Raw genomic sequence first — 21294 nt, 5'->3', positions numbered from 1 at the left:
CGTTTTACAGATTGTATTCCAAGATGGATCGTTTCACTTATCTAAATAACGAAAACACTGCCTATATCGACTCTTTATATGAAGCTTACCAGCAGGACCCTGCTTCGGTAGACTACGGCTGGCAGAAGTTTTTTGAAGGTTTTGACTTTGGTAAAAATTCGGATGGTGCGCCCGCTATGGCTGGTGCCGGCACCCCGGACCATGTGTTAAAAGAAATTAATGTTTTAAATATGATAAACGGGTACCGCTCACGTGGCCACCTGTTTACCAAAACCAATCCTGTGCGCGAGCGTCGCCAATACTTTCCGGGTAAAGAGCTGGAAACTTTTGGCCTCAGCCAAGCCGACCTTGATACCGTATTCAACGCCGGTATTGAAGTAGGATTGGGTAAAGCTACCCTGCGCGATATCCGCCAGTTGCTGGAGGATACTTATTGCCAAACAATCGGCGCCGAGTATAAGTACATCCGCAACCCGATAAAGATTAAGTGGTTTGAAGACCGGATGGAGAAAACCCGCAATCAGCCTTCATTCTCGCTGGATGAAAAAAAACGCATCCTGAACAAGTTGAACCAGGCGGTAGTTTTCGAAAGCTTTTTAGGTACCAAATTCTTAGGCCAGAAACGTTTCTCGCTTGAAGGTGCCGAGGCACTGATCCCTGCGCTTGATTCGGTTATAGAAAAAGGTGCTAAATTGGGTATCGAAGAGTTTACCATTGGTATGGCTCATCGCGGTCGTTTAAACGTGCTGGCTAACATCATGGGCAAATCATACAAAGAGATTTTCTCTGAGTTTGAAGGTAAAAACTACGATGTTGATACCGTATACGGTGGTGACGTAAAATACCACTTAGGGTTTTCTACCGACGTGCAAACCTCTAACGGTAAAAGCGTTCACTTAAGCTTGTGCCCTAACCCTTCGCACCTGGAAACTGTTGACCCGGTGGTAGAAGGTCAGACCCGTTCAAAAATCGATTTTAAATACGGCGGCGATCATAACCGCATTGCACCGATATTAATACATGGTGATGCTTCCGTAGCAGCACAAGGTATTATTTATGAGGTGCTGCAGATGGAAAAACTGGAAGGTTACCGCACTGGTGGTACCGTTCACCTGGTAATTAATAACCAGATAGGTTTTACCACTAACTATAAAGACGCCCGTTCAAGTACTTACTGTACCGATATCGCTAAAACGGTATTATCTCCGGTTTTCCACGTTAATGGCGACGATGCAGAAGCATTGGCTTACACCATTAACCTGGCTATGGAGTATCGCCAAACATTTAATGAAGATGTTTTCATCGACATTTTATGTTACAGAAGATTTGGCCATAACGAAAGTGATGAGCCTAAATTTACGCAACCGGTATTGTATAAAGCCATTGAGGCCCATGCAAATCCACGCGAAATTTATCTGCAAAAATTGATTGCGCAAGGTAGTATAGATGCTGCCGCAGCTAAAGAAATGGAAAAAACTTTCCGCGACGAACTGCAAAAGCAATTAAATGAAAGCAAATCTGAAGACCGTTTTACCGAAAGCAAACCAATGTTTGCAGGTGCATGGCAAGGTTTACATATTGGTAGCGAGAAGGAAGCCGTTGCCCCAACAGCTACCGCGGTTGGCGAAGCTGAGCTGACAGCCATTGGTAATAAACTAACAGAACTACCTGCCGGTAAACCATTATTCAAGAAGATAGAGAAACTGTTTGAAGATCGCCGTAAGATGGTTAACGAAACCAAAGTGTTCGATTGGGCAATGGGTGAGTTAATGGCTTATGGTTCGTTATTAAAAGAAGGCCATCCGGTACGCTTAAGCGGCGAGGATGTTAAACGTGGTACTTTCTCACACCGTCACGCGGTAATTACACTGCCTGATACCGACGAGGAATACACGCCGATGAATAATATTGGAGCCGAAGCAAACTTCAGCATCTATAATTCACTGCTTTCTGAGTATGGTGTGTTAGGTTTTGAATACGGTTATGCATTGGCTAACCCACATGCCTTAACCATTTGGGAAGCACAGTTCGGCGACTTTGTTAACGGTGCCCAAATTATTGTTGACCAATATGTAGCCAGCTCTGAAACTAAATGGCAACGAGGTAACGGTTTGGTAATGTTATTGCCTCACGGTTACGAAGGCCAGGGGCCGGAGCACTCATCAGCACGTATCGAGCGTTTTATGGAGCTTTGTGCCGATAACAATATCCAGGTAGCTAACTGTACTACGCCTGCTAACTTCTTCCACGCATTGCGCCGCCAGTTAAACCGCGATTTCCGCAAACCGCTGGTTGTGTTTACGCCAAAAAGCTTATTGCGTCATCCTGCCTGTGTTTCTCCATTGGTAGATTTCACCGAAGGTCAGTTCCAGGAAATGATTGACGATAGCTTTGTTGACGCGAAAAAAGTTAAGCGTGTGCTGTTCTGCTCGGGTAAAATCTACTATGATTTGCTAGAGAAACAACAAGCTGATAAACGTAAGGACGTAGCCATTGTACGTATCGAGCAACTTTACCCAACCCCTAAAGATCAAATGGAGAAGCTTAAAGCTAAATACAGCAAAGCCGACGAATTTATCTGGGTACAGGAAGAGCCGGAAAATATGGGTGCATGGCCGTACATGTTGCGTAAGTTCCGCAAGAGCGAATTGCAGCTGGATGTAATTTCCCGCAAAGAGAGCGCAAGTACAGCTACCGGTTATGCAAAACAACATAACTCTCAGCAATTGTACATCATTGGCAAGGCGTTTGCAGAGCCCGCAGGCAGCCCGGTTAAAGAAACCGTAAAAGAGACAACCCAAAAAATGGCTGAAAGCAGCGCAGATTAATTCAGTTGTCGGTTGTCTGTTATCAGTCAGAAACAATTGATGCAGGAGCTAATACCGACAACAGACAGATAACCGATAACAGACAACTATATTATATAACGTATGAGTTTAGAAATAAAAGTTCCGCCGGTAGGCGAATCAATTACCGAAGTTACCTTGTCGCGCTGGATTAAGAAAGACGGCGACGCTGTAGAGATGGATGAAGTGATCGCTGAGTTGGAGTCAGATAAAGCAACATTTGAACTGACTGCCGAACAAGCAGGAACTTTAAAAACAATAGCTGCCGAAGGCGATACTTTAGCAATAGGCGCTGTTGTAGCCAGTATTGGTGGCGATGGTGCAGCCGCACCTGCCGCAACCCCGGCTCCTGTAACAGAAAGTACAACTGCTGCTTTAGCAGACGAGTCTCCAAATGGTGCTGTTAGCGCGCCTGCTGCGGCTCCTGCTGTGCAAGCAACAGGTTCAATCGAAATTAAAGTTCCGCCGGTAGGTGAGTCAATTACCGAAGTTACCCTTTCACGTTGGATCAAAAAAGATGGCGAAGAAGTAGCTATGGACGAAGCCATTGCCGAATTGGAATCTGACAAAGCAACATTTGAATTAACTGCCGAAAGCGCTGGTGTTTTAAAAACCATTGCTAAAGAAGGCGATACATTAGAAATTGGTGCTGTAGTTTGCAGCATTACAACTGGTGGGTCTGCGCCTGCAGCCGCTCCAAAAGTAGCTGCTCCGGCAGCACAACCTGTACAAGCAAGTGCAGCTCCTGCGGGTCCTACATCTTATGCTGCTGGTACACCATCCCCTGCGGCTGCTAAAATATTAGCCGAAAAGGGCGTTGACCCCGCTTCTGTTAACGGTAATGGTGTCGGTGGCCGTATTACTAAAGAAGACGCGTTAAATGCTCAAGCTGGTGCTAAACCTGCTGTTGCCGCTCAAAACGCCCCGGCTGCGCCAAGTGCACCGGCCGCTCCAAAGGCACCTGTTGCTCCGTCTGCACCTGCTGTAGCGGGCTCTAGGGTAGAGCGTCGTGAGAAGATGACTTCATTGCGTAAAACGATCGCCAAGCGTTTGGTTGCTGTTAAAAACGAAACAGCAATGTTAACTACCTTTAACGAGGTTGATATGGCGCCGATAATGGAATTGCGCGGTAAATACAAAGATAAATTTAAAGAGAAACATGGCGTTGGCTTAGGCTTTATGTCATTCTTCACTAAAGCAGTTTGCGAGGCGTTGAAAGAATGGCCTGCAGTAGGTGCCCGTATAGAAAACGATGAGATCGTATATAGCGATTTTGTTGACGTATCTATCGCGGTTTCTGCCCCACGCGGTCTGGTTGTTCCGGTTATCCGTAATGCCGATCAAATGGGCTTAGCTGATATCGAGAAAGCAGTTGTTGCGCTGGCAGGTAAAGCACGCGAAAACAAACTGACTATTGAGGAAATGACAGGCGGTACCTTCACTATCACCAACGGTGGTGTGTTTGGTTCGATGTTATCAACTCCAATCATCAATTCGCCACAATCGGCTATACTGGGTATGCACAATATTATTGAGCGTCCGGTAGCAGTAAACGGTCAGGTGGTAATTCGCCCGATGATGTATCTGGCATTATCGTACGATCACCGTGTAATTGATGGCCGCGAGTCGGTAAGCTTCCTGGTAAGAGTAAAACAATTACTGGAAGACCCTGCAAGGTTATTGTTAGGCGTTTAATACGCATCAATATAAAGCAAAGCCTTTCAGATTTCTGAAAGGCTTTGTTGTTTAACTATCATGGAATTGCATCGGCAAGACACACCCCAATGAAAGTAACCGCATGTTGCAATGCCAATGCTTTTCTCTCTCGAGAGGATTTGTAGTGCGGTACATACAGTACAAACATAAACAGGGGGTGTGTTATTCAACAAGACTAGAAATTTCAATACAAACTATGAAAAAGAGTAAACCTGTAATATTAGTTGTTAACGATGATGGTATAACCGCCCCAGGTATTAAAGCCTTGATGGAAACCATGGCCGAGATTGGCCGAGTAGTGGTAGTAGCGCCGGATAGCCCGCAATCGGGTATGGGGCATGCTATCACCATTGGTAAACCACTGCGTTTAGATAAGGTTGATATTTACGAGGGCTTTGAGATGTACCGTTGCTCGGGCACACCAGTAGATTGCGTTAAACTGGCAGTAAACACGGTGTTTAAAGGCGAAAAGCCCGATCTGTGTGTCTCAGGGATTAACCACGGGTTGAATAATTCAATCAATGTATTGTACTCGGGTACCATGTCGGCGGCTGTTGAAGGCGCAATAGAAGGCATTCCCTCAATTGGCTATTCGCTGGATGATTTTACTTTACAGGCCGATTTTAGTCATAGCCTTAAATATGTAAAAGAAATTGCCCTGCAGGTATTGGCAAATGGGCTACCAACTGCTACATTGTTAAACGTAAACTTCCCCAATACTAAAGATTTAAAAGGGATTAAGATCTGCCGCCAGGCGCGTGCCAAATGGGCCGAAGAGTTTGACGAACGAGTTGATCCTCACAAACGACCTTACTATTGGCTTACAGGTGTATTTCAATTAGACGATCAGGGCGAAGATACCGACGTTTGGGCTTTAGAACACAATTACGTATCGGTGGTACCGGTTCAGTTTGATATGACCGCCCATCATGCTATCCCGGTTTTAAACGGATGGAAGTTTAACGCATAACCCTGATTCATGAAGCTCGGTATCAATAAGTCAATATTTTCGGCAGGGCTATTCTTGCTGCTCGGTGTATTTGGCAATCCAATTTTTGCTCAATCAACAGTGGTAAAAACAGCCGAAGGTTACGTACGCGGAATAAAAGAAGAACAGGCTATTGTTTTTAAAGGAGTGCCGTATGCGCAGCCTCCTATTGGAGCCCTGCGTTTTAAAGCTCCGCAACCACACGCCAAATGGAAGGATACGCTATCCTGCGAAGAGTTCGGTAATGCCGCCTCGCAAGGCGGCGAGGGTGGCAAAGTAAGAGGAAGCGAAGATTGTCTGTTTTTGAATGTGTATATACCTGTGATCGACACCAAAGCTAAATTGCCAGTGGTTGTTTGGGTTCACGGCGGTGGTATGACGGGCGGAACCGGCAGCACCATGAATGGCCATGCTTTTGCCGATCGTGACAGTGTGGTAACCGTTACTATTAATTATCGCTTAGGAATATTCGGGTTTACATATTTAGGTGATGCCGACGCAGGTTTGCGCACGTCTGGCAATAATGGTTTGCTGGATCTGGTGATGGCCTTGAAGTGGATCAAAAAGAACATCAAATCATTTGGTGGTGATCTGTCTAAAGTAACAGTGATGGGCGAATCGGCAGGCGCCAAACTTACCAGTACTTTGTTGTTGACACCAGCTGCAAAAGGCTTATTTAGCCAGTTGGTATTAGAGAGCGGAGGCGTACAATGCGTGCGGGATTCTGTTACTGCAAAAGCCATTCGCCAACGGATTATGGACGAATTGCACGTAACCAAGGCTGCTGATCTGCTAAACCTCCCAACCGATCAATTAATAACTGCACAAGCAAAAGTATGCAATGGTGCGCAAGGGACTAATTACTTTGGACCGGTTGATGATGGTGTAATAATCTCAGGAAATCCTTATCAATATCTAGCGAGAAATAAGAACAAGAAGATAAAATTTCTGATTGGTACCAATAAGCAGGAAGCCAGGCTATTTATGAATATGGATAAAAGGCTGTACAAGCCAGACTCGTCGGTTTTATCAGCTTGGTTTGGCGATAATTATAAATATGTGTTAGGCGGTTATCAAGCCGCTTTAAAAACAATAGATCCTGACTCGGCAGCGGTTAGTGTGCTTACAGAATATATGTATAAAATGCATTCCTACCGATTGTCGGAGGTTTTGGCAGAGGTCAGCAATCCATTATATATGTATCGTTTTGATTATAGTAAAGACGGCAAAGGCGCGTCGCATGGCGAAGAGCTAGCCTATTTATGGTCTGTACCTGGTAGTAAACACGCGGAAGGTTTTAATGCAGCACTATCGGTACAAATGCATGCTGCATGGGTAAACTTTATTAAAAGGGGCGATCCGGGTAAAGTTAACGGCGCCGATTGGCTTGATTGCACCAATAAGGTTAAAAACGTAATGGTGTTTGATAATACTTCGGCACCAGTGGTGCTTCAACAAATATTTAACGACCGCGATCATCCGTACGGTAGTTTGGTGCTTCATTCGGCTAATTAATATAAGTTGTACATTTGAGCAATCATGCTAAAAAAGAATAACTTGTTTTTAGGGATCGTACTGGGGGCAATATTTCCGGCACTATCCTGGCTGCTGTTCGGCTACCTTTATAAAGGAGTAGTTATTATGCATAAACCTGCGGTGCCGTACCTGGTAGCTATTGCATTAAACCTTGCCATTATGAAGTTTATTGGTCAACAGCAGAATAAAACAGCGCAAGGCATTATGTTATCTACTTTTGCGTTTATGATCTTCATGTTTTTATTTGTATTAAAATTCTGATATGAAGTATTACCTGGTTGCCGGCGAAGCCTCGGGCGATTTGCATGGAGCTAATTTGATGAAGGCTCTTAAAGAGCTTGATCAACACGCCGAATTCCGTTATTATGGCGGCGACCTGATGAAGGCCGAAGGTGGCGAATTGGTAAAGCATTATGCCGATATGGCCTTTATGGGCTTTGTAGAAGTGGTGGCCAACCTGCGTACCATCCTCAAAAACATGGCTGCCTGTAAAAAGGACATCAAAGCTTATCAGCCCGAAGTATTAATACTGATCGATTTTCCAGGCTTCAACCTTAAAATTGCCGAATACGCCAAAAAACAAGGTCTTACAGTTTACTACTATATATCACCCAAAGTTTGGGCCTGGAATCAGAAGCGTGTACTAAAAATTAAGCGGGTGGTTGACCACCTGTTTTGTATTTTGCCTTTCGAAGTAGAGTTTTATAAAAGCTGGGGCATGGATGTTGATTATGTAGGCAACCCGCTGTTGGATGCCATTGCAGCATTTAAACCAAATCCGCAGTTTTTGGAAGCGAACAATCTGGCTGGTAAAAAAATAGTAGCGCTCTTGCCAGGCAGCCGTAAACAAGAGATTAGCCGCTTGCTACCCGATATGATTGGCGCTGCCAAACAGTTTCCAAACCATCAGTTTGTGATTGCAGGTGCCCCGTCGTTCACAGCCGATTATTACGACCAATACCTCGCAGGCGAGGCATTTCCAGTTGTATTTAATGCTACTTATGATTTGCTTACCAACGCCGAGGCTGCCGTGGTTGCATCTGGTACTGCAACGTTAGAGACGGCTCTATTCCATGTGCCACAAGCTGTGGTTTACAAGGGCGGAACGGTTACCATAGCCATCGCCCGTGCGCTTATTAAGATCAGGTTTATATCATTAGTAAATCTGATTGTAGACAGGCAGATTGTTAAAGAATTAATCCAGCAGGATTGCAACCCGCAAACTATAGCTGCCGAATTAGACTTGATATTGAATAACGCAGACTACAGGCTGCAAATGCTTGCCGATTACGATAAGTTAGATGAACGGATGGGAGAACCCGGAGCATCAGCCCGTACCGCCAATTTAATTGTGAAATATGCGCAAAAAAAATAGGGCTCTGACGTTCGTCAAAGCCCTATCGTTTTCATAGGTGTTGGTGTTCTTTTATAGGTAGATGGATGTATTTTATGCTGCAGACAAGCGATTGCCCTGTACAGTTTGAGCAATTTTGTCTATCAGTTGATTTTTAGTTTGTTTCATAGCTTTAAGATCAGCTAATAAAATACTTTTAAGTTCGCTATCGAAGCGATTAACTAATTTGCTAACGGTTGAATTTTTTGAGGTCTTCATAACTGTAATGTTTTTCAGGTTAAAATATTTTATTAACTAATTCTTCTTTACTTTATCAATGTGATCTTTTTCGGTCAGGTTATCTTTTCTGCGCTTAGCTTCCTTGTATTGCCTTACCACTTGCTCTTTTTCGCGCTCATCGGTAGGCTGTTCAGGGTTTAACGGGTTTTCCCATTCTTGCTCTGCATTGTCCTGATTGTTTTTATCAATGGCTACCATATCAGCTGTATTTGATAAGAGCTATTCCAATACGATGCCAAAAAAAGATGCTGATAAAAAAAAGTGTGTAGTCTGATGTTGATTTTAGTTCAGAAATGTCGTAATAATGTCACGCGAGCCATAATCTGAACTGAAAAATATTTTAAAATAAATTTAAGTTATGCCTAAAAATTCTTAAAAGTGTCCGAAAAAATTACTGCACCTGCATTTTTTTGTGATTAGCCAGGTGTACAATTAGTACGATAACAGACAGTATTGTACCAATAGCGCACACACCATTCCATTGAAACTGATCCCAAAGTTTGCTGGCCAAAAACGTACCTGCCGAGCCGCCCACAAAATAGGATACCATGTATACTGTGTTGATACGGTTGCGTGCTTCACCATTTAAAGAGAAGATAATAGCCTGGTTGTTTATATGCGTTGCTTGCACGCCCATGTCCATTATAATTACGCCAATAACTAAACCTACGAGGCTTTGACTCGAAAAGTAAAAGACGATAAAAGAAATGACTACCAGGGCGATGGTGAAGGTTGACAGCTTATAGGAGTCTACCTTGTCTGTAAGCCTGCCCATTAAGCCTACCGCCACCGCACCAAATGCACCTACCAACCCAAATGCTCCTGCCACATCACTGCCTTTGTTAAATTGAGGCAGTTTAAGTAAGAATATAAGCGTAGACCAAAATGCGCTAAACGCAGCAAAGCATAAAGCTCCGCGAAATGCTGCTAAACGTAGTTTAGGCTCGTTCATAAACAGATGGTATAACGACTTCATCAGGTGGCTGTATTTGCCTTTATAAGTAGGGGCCACCTCAGGTAGTAGCCAATAAATGAGTCCCCATAAAATTAGCATAACAATGGCCGCTACGTAAAATATAGCCTGCCAGCCAAAATGCGCCCCAACAAAGCCGCTTAGCGTACGTGAAAGTAGAATACCGATCAATAAACCGCTCATTACAAAGCCTATCTTTTTACCACGCTCATGTGGCTTGGCTAAATGAGCAGCCATTGGGATTAGTAATTGCGGTATAACCGACGAAATACCCACCAGAAAACTAGCTATATACAATAAGAACAGGCTTGGCGCAAGCGCCACGCCAAGTAACGAGATAATTACCAATGCAAAATCAATAAGCATCAGTTTTTTACGTTTAAACATATCGCCCAGCGGAACTATAAATAACAGGCCTGCTGCATAACCTATTTGTGTAAACATAGATACCTGACCCGCTTTGCTGTTGCTTACGTGGAAAGTTTCTGCAATATCTGTAAGGAGGGGTTGGTTATAATAGATGTTTGCTACCACTAAACCGGTAGTAATTGTCATGATCCACAATGTCAACGGGGTTAATTCGTTATGACTGTCGATCGAATGTTTATTATTCATCTGCAAACTTAAAAATACTATTTGCCGTTTTTGTACTTTTTGAAGATTGTTACATAATTTTAGTGTAAATTTTAGTTGTTAAAGTAACATTTATTAAAATTATACTAATGTTTCAGATAATTCGTTCGTATATTTACAATGGTTAAAGGAAATAAATAAAAATAATTTTAAAAATTATTTTGCGGTTTCGAAACTTAGTGTTACTTTTACACCATCGGAAACGATAGCAAAAAAGTCTTCTCATAATTTAGGTTTATAATTGGTTAGTAAAGGCCTCCTGCCCATCAGGAGGCTTTACTGTTTTTAAGGCTTTTTTGATTTGTCGGTAGCGATGGATTTTTTGAAAGGCATATTGAGGTCAACACCATCAAGCGCATGATAGCCAAGCTTTCTATAACTCTCAAATTGAGATTCGTCAAAAAACTGGTCGCCGGTTGATTGTTGCGGAAACTCGATGTTTTGCATTTGATATTCCCTAACATCTGTGGGTAGTGGCGCGGTGAGCGTAGTTTTGATATAGATCAATGTTCCCGAAGGCTGGCTGTCCCCTGGGTATGCGATAGTGCCGTTTACAATTACGCGTTGTTTGCTAAAGCCGGTGTCCTTGTCCTTTTCGGTAATAGCAGCGGTATCAATAACAATCTCGGCCCCAAAGTCAATTCGGCAGCGGCGTATAGCATTTGCCAGGCCTTCGCACACGGCTTTCGGGTCTTCTTCACCATCTCCTAAAATAATATAGGTACACCTGCGGCGTATCAGTTCATATAAACCCATATTATCAAAATGCCCGCCATCTGAGAGGCATACATAGTCGGAGTCGATGTCTGTTTTGCCGATAAGGTCTTTAACAATGTAAGCAATACCTGTTTCAGGGTCTGATCGTTTCCAACGGTTCAAACGTGGGTTGCCCATCCACCAGCCCAGCCTCACGTTAAATATGGTAAGCAAAAATGCTGTAGCCGACGATGAGTGGTAACCCATATTGGGGTTTACGGCAGCTCCCGAAATAGCCATGGCAGTACCGATGTTGGGGCCGCGGTCGTAAGCAAAATTTAGGGTAGGGCGGTAGCCATATTCATATACGTGGTTTTTGTTATTTGCGGTAGAGCGGGTGGGGCTAAAGTCGAATCCACAAAATAATGGCGAAAATATAAATGCCTCTGCTTTGCGGTCTTGCCGGTCCAGTTCGGTTACACTGGTTGCGTTAAGTGCAGTATTTAAAATGGGGTAGGGGCCATAATATTCCTTTTCGACCAAAAACTCCGATAACTTGATGTCATCAGCCTTATCAAACCCCGTAAAGCTATTGGCTGTTTTATTGCGGTCAACTCTGCGCCTAGTAGCACCCAGGTATGCCCTTACTAAACGGTTTCGGTAAAAATGATGTAAAGAGAACTCATTAACACCTATACGCCAGCTTAGTAAAAGCGTCAGCCCGCCGATTATTAAGGTTACTGCAATACTGCCTACAATTTTGGAAAAGAAAGAATAGTGGATTTTTGTTATCACCGTTTGATGCACAATTGCGGTGTGTTTGATGGGGTTGTGTATGATAACCTGATGTACGGAGGTTTTATTAATACCCACCTGGGCATAAACAAGGTTATCAACCGTGCGATTGAAAAATTGCAAAAGCGCTGCCCCGATAAACAGAAAGCCTACCATAAATATATACGGGGCCACCCTAATGAATATTTCTTTAACCGTCCAGCCGGTTTTTTCTTTATTTTCTCCGGAAGATGTGGTGTCATAAGCCATTTTTACGGCTGTGGCAATTACAGCACCCCAGCCGCCAACTATAGTAGTAAAAGCTTTGGGATTGGTGTATAAGCCCGCTAAAAGTTGATATAAGATAAGTGCGCTTGTGGTAGCTATTATCCAGGTTAACATAAACCGGTGGGTGATGGCTCCCATGCGCCCCCACCATTCCCGCTTCTCATCAGGAAAAAGGTTGCCCATTAAGGCCATCCGGATTACAACACAAAGGGACATAACTTCTAATATCAGTGGTACACCGATGATAAAAAGTACTTTGTAGTGTAACCACCCTATCGACCCTTCAAAAAGATCTTGTAATACGATGGAATCGCATATTTTAATCTCCAGGTGATGAAATATTGCCCATACGCCTCCCAGCATATAAATGCCTGCAATAGCAGCAATTATTGATGAAATGACGATGGTAGGATATATCATTCTCTTTTGCATAACGCTTTGGGCGTACCGGTGGTAATTGCCAACAATGGCTACGGCAATAACGAAGACGGAACCTACCAAAGCAGCCGGCCATAACACCTTGGCAACCGCGGCAACCGTGTTTACCTCGTAAGGCATGTAAAATAGCCACGAACTGATGAGGTAGGAAGCAACTACCGCCCAGCCAACCATAAATACTGCTAAAAATTTATGAGTCCCCAAATTGAAGAAAGCCTGCGGAGGTTGTGTTCGATCGTAAGAACGCATACCTAGTGCAGCAAATACAGTTCCGGGTAGTAAAATTATAATAGCCCATATGGCTATGTACAACGGTGTGATGGTGTCGAGCCTTTGCGTCCAATATCGCCATGCCCTAAAAAGCACGTTTATGAGAGAGAGGCCAGTACATAATAGCAAAAGAAGTATAACCTGGTTGATAACGGTATTTCGAAGCCAGGTAACACCAACGGTCCAGGCATCCGCAGACATAATACTGGCATCGGGGGCAAGGTAGTTGCTGTACATGCGAAGCCATCTGATCGGCTGCACTTCGTCGGCCATAGGGTCGGCCGATCTTTTTGGATCAAGTCGTTGTGTTACCTTAGATACCGATCCTGCCCGCTTTATCCAGGTGGCAAACCACGAGCCTATGTAACCCCCACCCGATACGGTTGATAAATAATCAAAATGTGGTAGCAAATCCCGCTCTGCGAGGTCTTGTAACACGCCCAGATTAAACGTAGCAGATCTTATACCGCCTCCGGAGAAGGCAAGGCCTGTGAGCTTCATTTCTTTAGCTCTTAAAAAAGGGTCTTTAGTTTCTTCATCTATTAACGCTTCATTCGGGAAATTAATAGACTGTCTGTTGCCGGCATCTACAGATCGGTGAAGCCTGCTATCGTTTATTTCATTTAACTCTCGGTTAAAGATGGTTTCAAAAGGGAGGGCATTATTGGCAACCATTAGCTGGTCAAGTATCATACTGTCATTAACCAAAAGCTTTTTCGCCAGGTCGTGTCGGTTCTTCCACCAATCGTTGTTAGTTTGCCTGTCGTTGCCCGATAATAGTTCGAAACTGGGTTGCGATTCCCAGATCTGGAAAAGCCGCTGCTTGTAAAGGCTTAATTTTCTACCGCCAACACAAAGTATAATCTGCAATGGCATATAATGCAGGATGGACGACAACACTTCGCGTTCTGTAGGTTTTTCATACAGTATAGATCGAATCATCCGCCGCCAGTGAAACGGGGTGCTGTATAAGGTGCCATCTTCAATTATTCCTTTGCCAAATATTTTCTCATACTGTAAATGATATTGAGCAGTGTGGCTTTTTAGCCAGCCGAGCAATTCTGCCGCAATATGGAAGAAGCACTTGATCGATCGTTCGGGATGTAAATCGCCGTCGCTGCTCCAGATAATCTCGTTAATGCGGATTTGCGGGGTGTTGGTTTCGTTCCAGTAAACACAATCCAGGCATTTTTGTTGCATATCGTCAATATCAACGAGATCCCAGAGATAGCCATCTTTTTTTTGTGTAAGATGTTTAATGCTACTTTCCTTTTTGTAAGCATCTTGTATAACAGTAAGGAAAGAAACCGCTTGGGCGGTTAAATCGGTTATTACATCCATAACTGGTCAGTATTTAGCTAATACAGTTTCATTAACTACATTGGGGGTAGCGGAACTGTATAAAATATTGTACTCTAGGTTGTTATAAATTTAAATAATAATTAATATGAAATTAACAATTATGAAAAAAAATAATTCGACACCTTGGCGTTGATGAGTGGCGGAAATAAATTAAATATAGATTTTATTTTATTGGTTAATGTGATATATTTGCCACCCGAACATGGGGGATTAGCTCAGCTGGCTAGAGCGCTTGCATGGCATGCAAGAGGTCATCGGTTCGACTCCGATATTCTCCACATAGGCCTTCAGTATCACTGAAGGCTTTTTTATTTGATCAAGGCTATGGCGTCCCGATGGAATCGGGAAGGTCATCGGTTCGACTCCGATATTCTCCACATAGAGCCTTCAGTATCACTGAAGGCTTTTTTATTTGATCAAAGCTATGGCGTCCCGATGGAATCGGGAAGGTCATCGGTTCGACTCCGATATTCTCCACATAGAGCCTTCAGTATTACTGGGGGCTTTTTTTATTTACATCTCGCATTACAAATAGTGCCTCCAGTCAAATATTATCCGTAGACCAACATGCCAAACTGATTTTAAATCGGGTACTGTTGCCGAAACAGGTGTGATTACATATGCGCTATGCGGCACGTTTACTCCTCCTGAAATTTGTATCAGGAAGCTTGAGCTCTGAACTTGCGAAAATGACCTGCGGAATGGCTGATACTCTAAAAAAGGAAAATCGAATTCAGTTGATTTATAGGATATGAGCGTAGCGCTTTTCCCGGATATGGGGATTAGTATAGCTTGTACCGGGGTGTTTACTCCGTAAAATGAAACACCAACCTCTCGCCCCAGTACAAATTGGAACCGACCAACAGATGTAGCTATGCCCGATTGCCAGGGAATTAACCCACCATTACCGGCGGCAACCGCCATATTAGCTGCTGCTTTGTGCGAAAATAGGTAAACAAAGGGCGCGGCAAAGATCAAATCGCCCGGAATTAAAAAGAAAGGGATACGCATACGCACATTATAAGCTGATTGCCCCGGAATAGCTGCAGTAACGGAGTTGGTGTGATTGGTAATTTCAGTGTTGATAAACCGTGTGCTCGAAGCTCCGTTTTGTTTCCATCCAAATTGTATAAAAGCTAAACCATCGCCAGCTTCATTTAACACGCCATCTAATCCAAGTCCGAACCGAACGTTGCCTTCTATACCTCCAATTGCCCCTTTTTGGGTTTGATTTTGTCCGAATCCTCCAGATATTCCCTCGGAGTTAAGGGAGGCTGATACGCCAATAAAAGGGCCCATTTCTGACCGGAAGCGTGGCATTTCGCCTAAGCCATTACCTAAGCCAGGCACAGGTGTTTTAATCAAAACATCCATCAAATATTTAAGCTCAGCATCTCGGGCGGGCATTACGTTATTGGTGCATACATTCAGGCTGTCTGGTGTATTTTTAATTGAGGAGTTTGGCGTATAGTCTAAAGTGAGTTTCCCGCTGGCCATGCCAATAAATTGTTCCAGGCTGAGTTTAACGGTAGCTGCTGCCACTGCTGCATCTTCGGGTCGCATAAAAGCGTCGCCACGCAGCACCATACGTTTACCATCCCACGACACTACTTCGAGCCCTTTTTCATTATAATAATCATGGGTTCCTTTACGCAGGGATGCATTACCCCATGTGCCGGCAATATGTCCGGAAGCGTATGAATCTTCTAAAAAGTGCAGAGAGAAAGCTTCGTCTGCTAAAGCTGAAAGAATGAGTACTGATTTTTCGTTGGAGCTTAAATTTCCGGCTGCATATTTAGCTGCCTTTTCGATAGCACTGGTGTGAAACCATGAGTATGCACCCAAAGCATTAAGCGGAGAGCCTTTTAAAAGGCAGGCTTTGAGGTATTCGCGTAGGTCGGAGCTTACGTTAGGCCTAGCGAGCAAAAAGTGAACGTTGTTAGAACCTGCCCTGGTTGCATATTCGGCATCAGCTCGTTGGAGTTTGATATCTGAGTTGCGAATGGCATTAATTTGCTGGCTCCTGTTTTTGGCATTTGCCAGATCTATTTTTAACTGCGCAGCGATATCTGCTACCTTTAATATCCAGTTTGACTGTAATACAGTAGCCAACATTAACTCCGGAGAACAGCTATGATCGCCACCGATAGCCGTCCAGGAAGCGAAATCGAGTCTGTCTGGTTTAACACCCTGGTCTGGGTCTATTACTAATGTCGTGAGGCGGTTGGTGTAATTTTTAGTTGCCTCTGCCCACAGCTTCTCCATAATTGCCCGGTCTTCAGGACTAAGGTTTTGTATGGCAATCAATGCAATTTGACGATGCTCCGGATAGAGCCAGGCGAAAGCGCTGGTAGCGTTTAAACAATTAAGCAGTAGCAATACAACACAATAAAGCAAGGCATTAATCAAACGACGACCTTTTGTTAACGTCCATGTAAATTTAGGAGGGCATAATGAAGCGTAAGCGCTAGAAAGTGTTGATAGGTAATTTGTTATTGGCATTTAATAAAATTACCAACAATAAAATAGCAAGGCTTTTTAATGCCCGCCCAGCGAGTTCCATTTTTAAAAATGGAACATCTTTAAAGATGCGCTAAGCGCCAGATGGCAAATATGACTTGGCAATAGCCCCCAATATTTTTAATGATCTTTCCACCTCTTCATTCCAGGTAATGCCGAAGCTAAGGCGTATGCAGTTGGTAAACTGCTTTTGCAGGGTGAACATAAGCCCTGGTGCAATGCTGATGTTATTTCTGATTGCTTTTTCGTAAAGATCCAGGGTGTTGATACGCTTGTCCATCTCTACCCAGAGCACAAAACCACCTTGTGGTCGGCTTACTTTGGTGCTCTCGGGAAAATAGTCACTGATGGCACGGCTGAATTTTAGTGAATTGCCGTGCAACGCCTGTCGTAGTTTTCTTAAATGATTTTCGTACCGGCCGGTTTCCAGAAATCCGGCTACGGCTTCCTGTGTAAGTGTAGCGGATGATACCGTATTATATAATTTCTGTTTAATAACCAGGTCTTTAAACTGCCCGGGTGCTATCCAACCTACCCTATAACCAGGGGCAAGTGTTTTAGAAACAGAGCCGCACCATAATACCAGGCCGCTTTGGTCAAAGGTTTTGCACGATTTTGGTCTGTTGGCGCCGAAGTAAACATCGCCATATAAGTCATCTTCAATTAGTGGTATGTTATGCTTTTGTATCAGGTTTACCATTTCGCGTTTGTGTTCTTCGGGCATGCAACTGCCAAGTGGGTTGCTGAAATTAGAAACCAATATGCATAGTTTAATTTTATGGGTTTCGAGGGTTTTCTTCACAGCCTCCAGCTCTATGCCGGTTTGAGGGTTTGTTGGCAGTTCGATTACTCTCAATCCAACGCTTTTGGCCATGCGCAGAATGCCGAAATATACCGGGCTTTCTACAATGATGCTATCGCCAGGTTGGGTTAAAGCAGTTAATGCATAAGCCACCGCATTAATGCAACCGGCTGTAGTTACAATATCGCCGTCAGTCAAACCTGCCTCCATATTGTGCGACCAGCGGGCTATTTGCCTCCTCAGCCTTTCGCTTCCCTGCACATGTTCATAAGATGTTCCGTTGGCAGGTAGCTGGCGCATGGCATTGATCATGCTTTTATTTAGTTTGGCAAGAGGTAGCAGTTCTGGCGCTGGAGCGCTTAATGAAAGATTGATAATCTTGCTATTCTCTTGCCGATGATTGTGTACCGTGGTAATAATATCCTCCAGATTATTATTGTCCAAATGTCCCGGTTTACTGGTTTGGGGCACCATCGGAAACCTTTTAGGCGAATTGCTTACGTAGTAGCCCGATTGTGGTCTCGACTCGATAAGCGATTTGCTTTCCAGGTGATAATAAGCTTGCATAGCAGTAGTTTGGCTCACCTCGTATTGTCGGCATATGCTACGTAGAGAAGGGAGTTTATCGCCAATTCGCAACACATTTTTCAGAATTTGGTCTTCGAAGTTTTTAGCTATTCGTAGATATAAAAAATCGGATGCAATATCGGTTGTTGTTTCCATGTTGGGGGTAAACTGCTATGCTGTAAAGTAATAAAATTAAAACTGTATTTGTGTTATTTTTTCTAACTCCCAATGGCCGGTCAACGTAATAATATAATTATGAAGCTTAGCATAAGTTTAGATATACTTGCAATCCAATAATAGTTGCCTGCAGGATGAGCTAAAACGCAGGCAGTTGAATGACTACAGGAATGAACCATATACTCGACAACATCATCTGGAACGCCCTATGCACCGGAAATGCGGACCTTGCCATTGGAAATGACATAGCTAAATATTATGCCCGCGATGTAGCACCATTTGTTGGCCTTAAAGATAATTCGCAGCAAAGCTTCGACGCACTCCATGATCTTCTTTCGTTTAAAGATATTGGCGTCCATTTTACCGCCGAAGAAATTGAGATACCTGCCAACTGGAAGAGTGTTCATCAATTAAATGTGCTGCAAATGGTATACGAAAGCCCGAATCCGCCCGCCGATGAAACACAGCAGTTTGTTGATTTGGGAGAAGACCATATAACTCAAATGTTGGCGCTTACCAAGTTAACCAGTCCCGGTCCGTTCTTTAATCGAACCATTGTTTTTGGTAATTATACAGGCGTCTTTGTTGGCAATCAATTGGTTTCTATGGCAGGCCAACGGATGCAACCATCTCCTTATGTAGAAATTAGTGCTGTTTGTACCCATCCGGATCATGTAGGCAAGGGCTATGCCGCAATTGTTATTCGGGAGCAGATAAGGCGGATTATAGCGCAAGGTCAGATTCCGTTTTTACACGTACGAAATGATAATGCAGGAGCAATAAAACTGTACGAAAAACTGGGGTTTGTAAATAGGAAGGAAATAATTATCTATAATCTCCAAAAGCTATAAAGCGAAAGGCATCATATTTATGATGCCTTTCGCAGTTAACATAAATTATTTATTGGCTATGATAGCTAACAAGGCGTTTATTAATTTGCTTATTTCTTCTCCGGTATTGTAATAATGTATAGAGGCTCTTACAATGCTGGTTAAATGATTTTTGTTCATATAGATCAGCGTGTTTCTTGCTTGACCTACAGATACGTTGATGTTTTGCATCGCCAGTTCGTTCTTTACCGTTTGAGCATCTGTTCCTTTAACAGAAAAGGTAACAATGCCACACTGCTGCGCGCCAAAATCGTGTACCGTAACACCATCTACGTTTCTCAACTGATCACGAAGTATACCTGCCAGGTATTGCACACGTTGCCATATCCTGTCCACGCCAATATTTAAGGCATATTCAACAGCTTTAGCCAAGCCGAGCGTCGTAGCGCGGCTTTTCTCGTATACTTCAAATCTTCTTCCATCATTTCTAATTTCGAAGGTGTTTTCGTCGATTAGTTGTGCCGTATGTCCATCCATAAATAGGGGGCGCAATTTATCTTGCACTTCTTTACGTACATATAAAAAACCGGTTCCGCGCGGCGCCCGCAGGTATTTGCGGCCGGTCACAGACAATATATCGCAGTTGATTTCTTTAACATCAATTGGTACCTGTCCGGCAGTTTGGCAGGCATCTACCAGGTATAATATATTGTGTTTGCGGGCTATTTTGCCAATTTCAACAATGGGTATCATGCCGCCCGCAGTAGAAGGGATGTGGGTAATAGCAATTAGTTTGGTTTGTGCGGTAATAGTTTCCTCCAATGCCCGCAGCGAAAAGTTACCTTGCTCATCATTCGGTATCACCTTAATTTCTACACCATGCGCTTGCTTTGCTTTTAAGAAGCCGAGCAGGTTGGTAGTATACTCCATTTCTGAAGTAATGATCACGTCTCCCGGTTTAAAATCGATGCCGTTAAACGCAAGGCCCCAGGCTATACTGGCATTTTCAACAACCGCTATTTCATCTTTATCAGCATTAATTAAACGGGCTATCAGGTTATAGGTTTCGTCTAATCGTTGTTGGTACTTAGCCTCAGTTTCGTAGCCACCCTGGCTTGCTTCTTCGTAAAGATAATTAACCACTGTATCTACCACTACATCGGGTGGTAGGGAAGCCCCTGCATTGTTAAAATGTACTTTTTCTGAGGTGCCTTTGGTTTCGGCCCTCAGTTGCTTAACTTCTTCGTTACTTAATGCGCTGGTATTCATGGGTTATAAAGTATTTATACAAATAAAGGACTTAATAGAAGACAAAAACAGATTCAGTTTTGTTGTTTTCTACCATAGCAGATATTATGTCACGCTTTTTATTGATAAATGACTTGTACTATTTTGCCACAAAGGTGTTACAACGGTTATTAACGGATAGTTATGTAATATGAAAGTAAAGCATTGAGCGTTAATGTGCTGTTAATGGCTTTAAATTGATATTTTTACGGCAAAATACTACAATATCAATCTGGTTGCGGTCGTTTAAACACGGGCATATCTGATCAAATTATTACATTCAATACATTGATTTTACGCGATTTTTTTTGAGTTTTGCAAACTATTAATACTTTTTTAACGCTTTTATCCTGCCGCTATTTATAAAAATGACCGATTTTACTAAGCTGTCCGAAGAAGAATTGCTGGGGTTGCTGAAGCAGGACAAGCTTAACGCATTTAGGGAAATATACTCACGTCATTGGAAAAAACTCTATAGCGACGCTTATAAACGTGTTAAAAGCAGGGTTTTGGCGGAAGAGCTTGTGCAAGAAGTTTTTACAAACTTCTGGATAAAAAGAAACACATTACAGATAGACACCAGTGTAGCCGGATATCTCCATTCGGCAATTAGCAGATCGGTTATAGATCAGTATCGTAAAGATCTGGTACGCAGCAAATACAAAGAAGCTTTTAAGATAGTACACACCGAGGTAGATAACTCTACCGAAGACGAAATTATGTTTAAAGAACTTAGCTACACTATAGAAGCGCAGGTGAACCAGTTGCCCGATAAATGCCGGTCTGTTTATGAGCTGAGCCGTAAAGAACATAAGAGTAATAAAGAGATTGCGTCGTTGCTAAGTATATCAGAAAAAACAGTCGAAAACCACTTAACTAATGCGTTAAGGAGACTGCGTCATGGCCTGAGCCATTACCTCATGCTCGTAGTTATTTTGCTGTTGAAATAATATTTAAA

Annotated in this window: 15 protein-coding genes and 2 tRNA genes; 10 read left to right on the top strand and 7 right to left on the bottom strand. The window is 43.2% G+C overall.

All coding sequences use genetic code 11. The annotated features are described in order from the left end of the window. Window positions 1–23 precede the first annotated feature (23 nt). The 6 genes from GSY63_RS19405 to lpxB all read left to right on the top strand — a co-directional run bounded on the left by GSY63_RS19405 (window position 24) and on the right by lpxB (window position 8461). Window positions 24–2828, top strand: coding sequence for a 2-oxoglutarate dehydrogenase E1 component (locus tag GSY63_RS19405; protein WP_166587477.1), 2805 nt, complete (start codon window positions 24–26; stop codon window positions 2826–2828). Between the two features lie 102 nt (window positions 2829–2930). Next, window positions 2931–4541: a 2-oxoglutarate dehydrogenase complex dihydrolipoyllysine-residue succinyltransferase gene (odhB, locus tag GSY63_RS19400; RefSeq protein ID WP_166587476.1), complete on the top strand. Its 1611-nt coding sequence runs from the start codon at window positions 2931–2933 to the stop codon at window positions 4539–4541. Window positions 4542–4758: 217 nt separating this feature from the next. Beyond that, window positions 4759–5532, top strand: a complete 774-nt coding sequence (gene surE, locus GSY63_RS19395) for a 5'/3'-nucleotidase SurE (RefSeq protein ID WP_166587475.1) — start codon at window positions 4759–4761, stop codon at window positions 5530–5532. Window positions 5533–5541: 9 nt separating this feature from the next. Next, window positions 5542–7065, top strand: coding sequence for a carboxylesterase/lipase family protein (locus GSY63_RS19390; RefSeq protein ID WP_166587474.1), 1524 nt, complete (start codon window positions 5542–5544; stop codon window positions 7063–7065). Between the two features lie 24 nt (window positions 7066–7089). Continuing rightward, window positions 7090–7347 (top strand): hypothetical protein, encoded by a 258-nt coding sequence (locus tag GSY63_RS19385; RefSeq protein WP_166587473.1) that lies wholly within the window; start codon window positions 7090–7092, stop codon window positions 7345–7347. A gap of 1 nt (window position 7348) precedes the next feature. Further along, a complete protein-coding gene (gene lpxB / locus GSY63_RS19380; protein ID WP_166587472.1) occupies window positions 7349–8461 on the top strand; it encodes a lipid-A-disaccharide synthase in 1113 nt (370 codons plus the stop codon). 72 nt (window positions 8462–8533) lie between these two features. Here the strand turns inward: lpxB and GSY63_RS19375 are convergent, their stop codons facing one another. From GSY63_RS19375 to GSY63_RS19360, 4 genes are all read right to left on the bottom strand, one after another. Next, the gene (locus tag GSY63_RS19375) at window positions 8534–8698 is read right to left on the bottom strand and encodes a hypothetical protein (protein WP_166587471.1); all 165 of its coding nucleotides are present in this window, start codon (window positions 8696–8698) and stop codon (window positions 8534–8536) included. 36 nt (window positions 8699–8734) lie between these two features. Continuing rightward, entirely contained in the window at window positions 8735–8917 is a 183-nt protein-coding gene (locus GSY63_RS19370; RefSeq protein ID WP_166587470.1) for a hypothetical protein, read from the bottom strand. 193 nt (window positions 8918–9110) lie between these two features. Continuing rightward, window positions 9111–10307: an MFS transporter gene (locus GSY63_RS19365; protein WP_208094600.1), complete on the bottom strand. Its 1197-nt coding sequence runs from the start codon at window positions 10305–10307 to the stop codon at window positions 9111–9113. Between the two features lie 303 nt (window positions 10308–10610). Continuing rightward, complete coding sequence (locus tag GSY63_RS19360) at window positions 10611–14132, bottom strand: patatin-like phospholipase family protein (protein ID WP_208094599.1); 3522 nt, start codon at window positions 14130–14132, stop codon at window positions 10611–10613. A gap of 225 nt (window positions 14133–14357) precedes the next feature. Between GSY63_RS19360 and GSY63_RS19355 the strand changes: the two genes are divergently transcribed. Both GSY63_RS19355 and GSY63_RS19350 read left to right on the top strand, forming a co-directional pair. Continuing rightward, window positions 14358–14431: transfer RNA gene (locus GSY63_RS19355), tRNA-Ala, on the top strand. Window positions 14432–14451: 20 nt separating this feature from the next. Continuing rightward, window positions 14452–14530, top strand: a tRNA-Ser gene (locus GSY63_RS19350). A gap of 148 nt (window positions 14531–14678) precedes the next feature. Here GSY63_RS19350 and GSY63_RS19345 read toward each other — a convergent pair. Both GSY63_RS19345 and GSY63_RS19340 read right to left on the bottom strand, forming a co-directional pair. Beyond that, a complete protein-coding gene (locus GSY63_RS19345; protein WP_166587469.1) occupies window positions 14679–16655 on the bottom strand; it encodes a hypothetical protein in 1977 nt (658 codons plus the stop codon). A gap of 91 nt (window positions 16656–16746) precedes the next feature. Continuing rightward, complete coding sequence (locus tag GSY63_RS19340; RefSeq protein WP_166587468.1) at window positions 16747–18198, bottom strand: aminotransferase-like domain-containing protein; 1452 nt, start codon at window positions 18196–18198, stop codon at window positions 16747–16749. 179 nt (window positions 18199–18377) lie between these two features. Between GSY63_RS19340 and GSY63_RS19335 the strand changes: the two genes are divergently transcribed. Beyond that, window positions 18378–19070 (top strand): GNAT family N-acetyltransferase, encoded by a 693-nt coding sequence (locus tag GSY63_RS19335; protein WP_166587467.1) that lies wholly within the window; start codon window positions 18378–18380, stop codon window positions 19068–19070. A gap of 45 nt (window positions 19071–19115) precedes the next feature. On the opposite strand, the gene GSY63_RS19330 is transcribed toward GSY63_RS19335, so the two are convergent. After that, a complete protein-coding gene (locus GSY63_RS19330; RefSeq protein WP_166587466.1) occupies window positions 19116–20318 on the bottom strand; it encodes an aminotransferase class V-fold PLP-dependent enzyme in 1203 nt (400 codons plus the stop codon). 386 nt (window positions 20319–20704) lie between these two features. On the opposite strand from GSY63_RS19330, the gene GSY63_RS19325 reads away from it, so the two are divergent. Next, the gene (locus GSY63_RS19325; RefSeq protein ID WP_166587465.1) at window positions 20705–21286 is read left to right on the top strand and encodes an RNA polymerase sigma-70 factor; all 582 of its coding nucleotides are present in this window, start codon (window positions 20705–20707) and stop codon (window positions 21284–21286) included. The last annotated feature ends 8 nt before the right edge of the window (window positions 21287–21294 follow it).

The organism is Mucilaginibacter agri, from assembly GCF_009928685.1.
In the GTDB taxonomy this organism is placed as follows: domain Bacteria; phylum Bacteroidota; class Bacteroidia; order Sphingobacteriales; family Sphingobacteriaceae; genus Mucilaginibacter; species Mucilaginibacter agri.
Note: the sequence above shows the minus strand (reverse complement) of the source record. Positions and strands in the feature narration are given on the sequence as shown.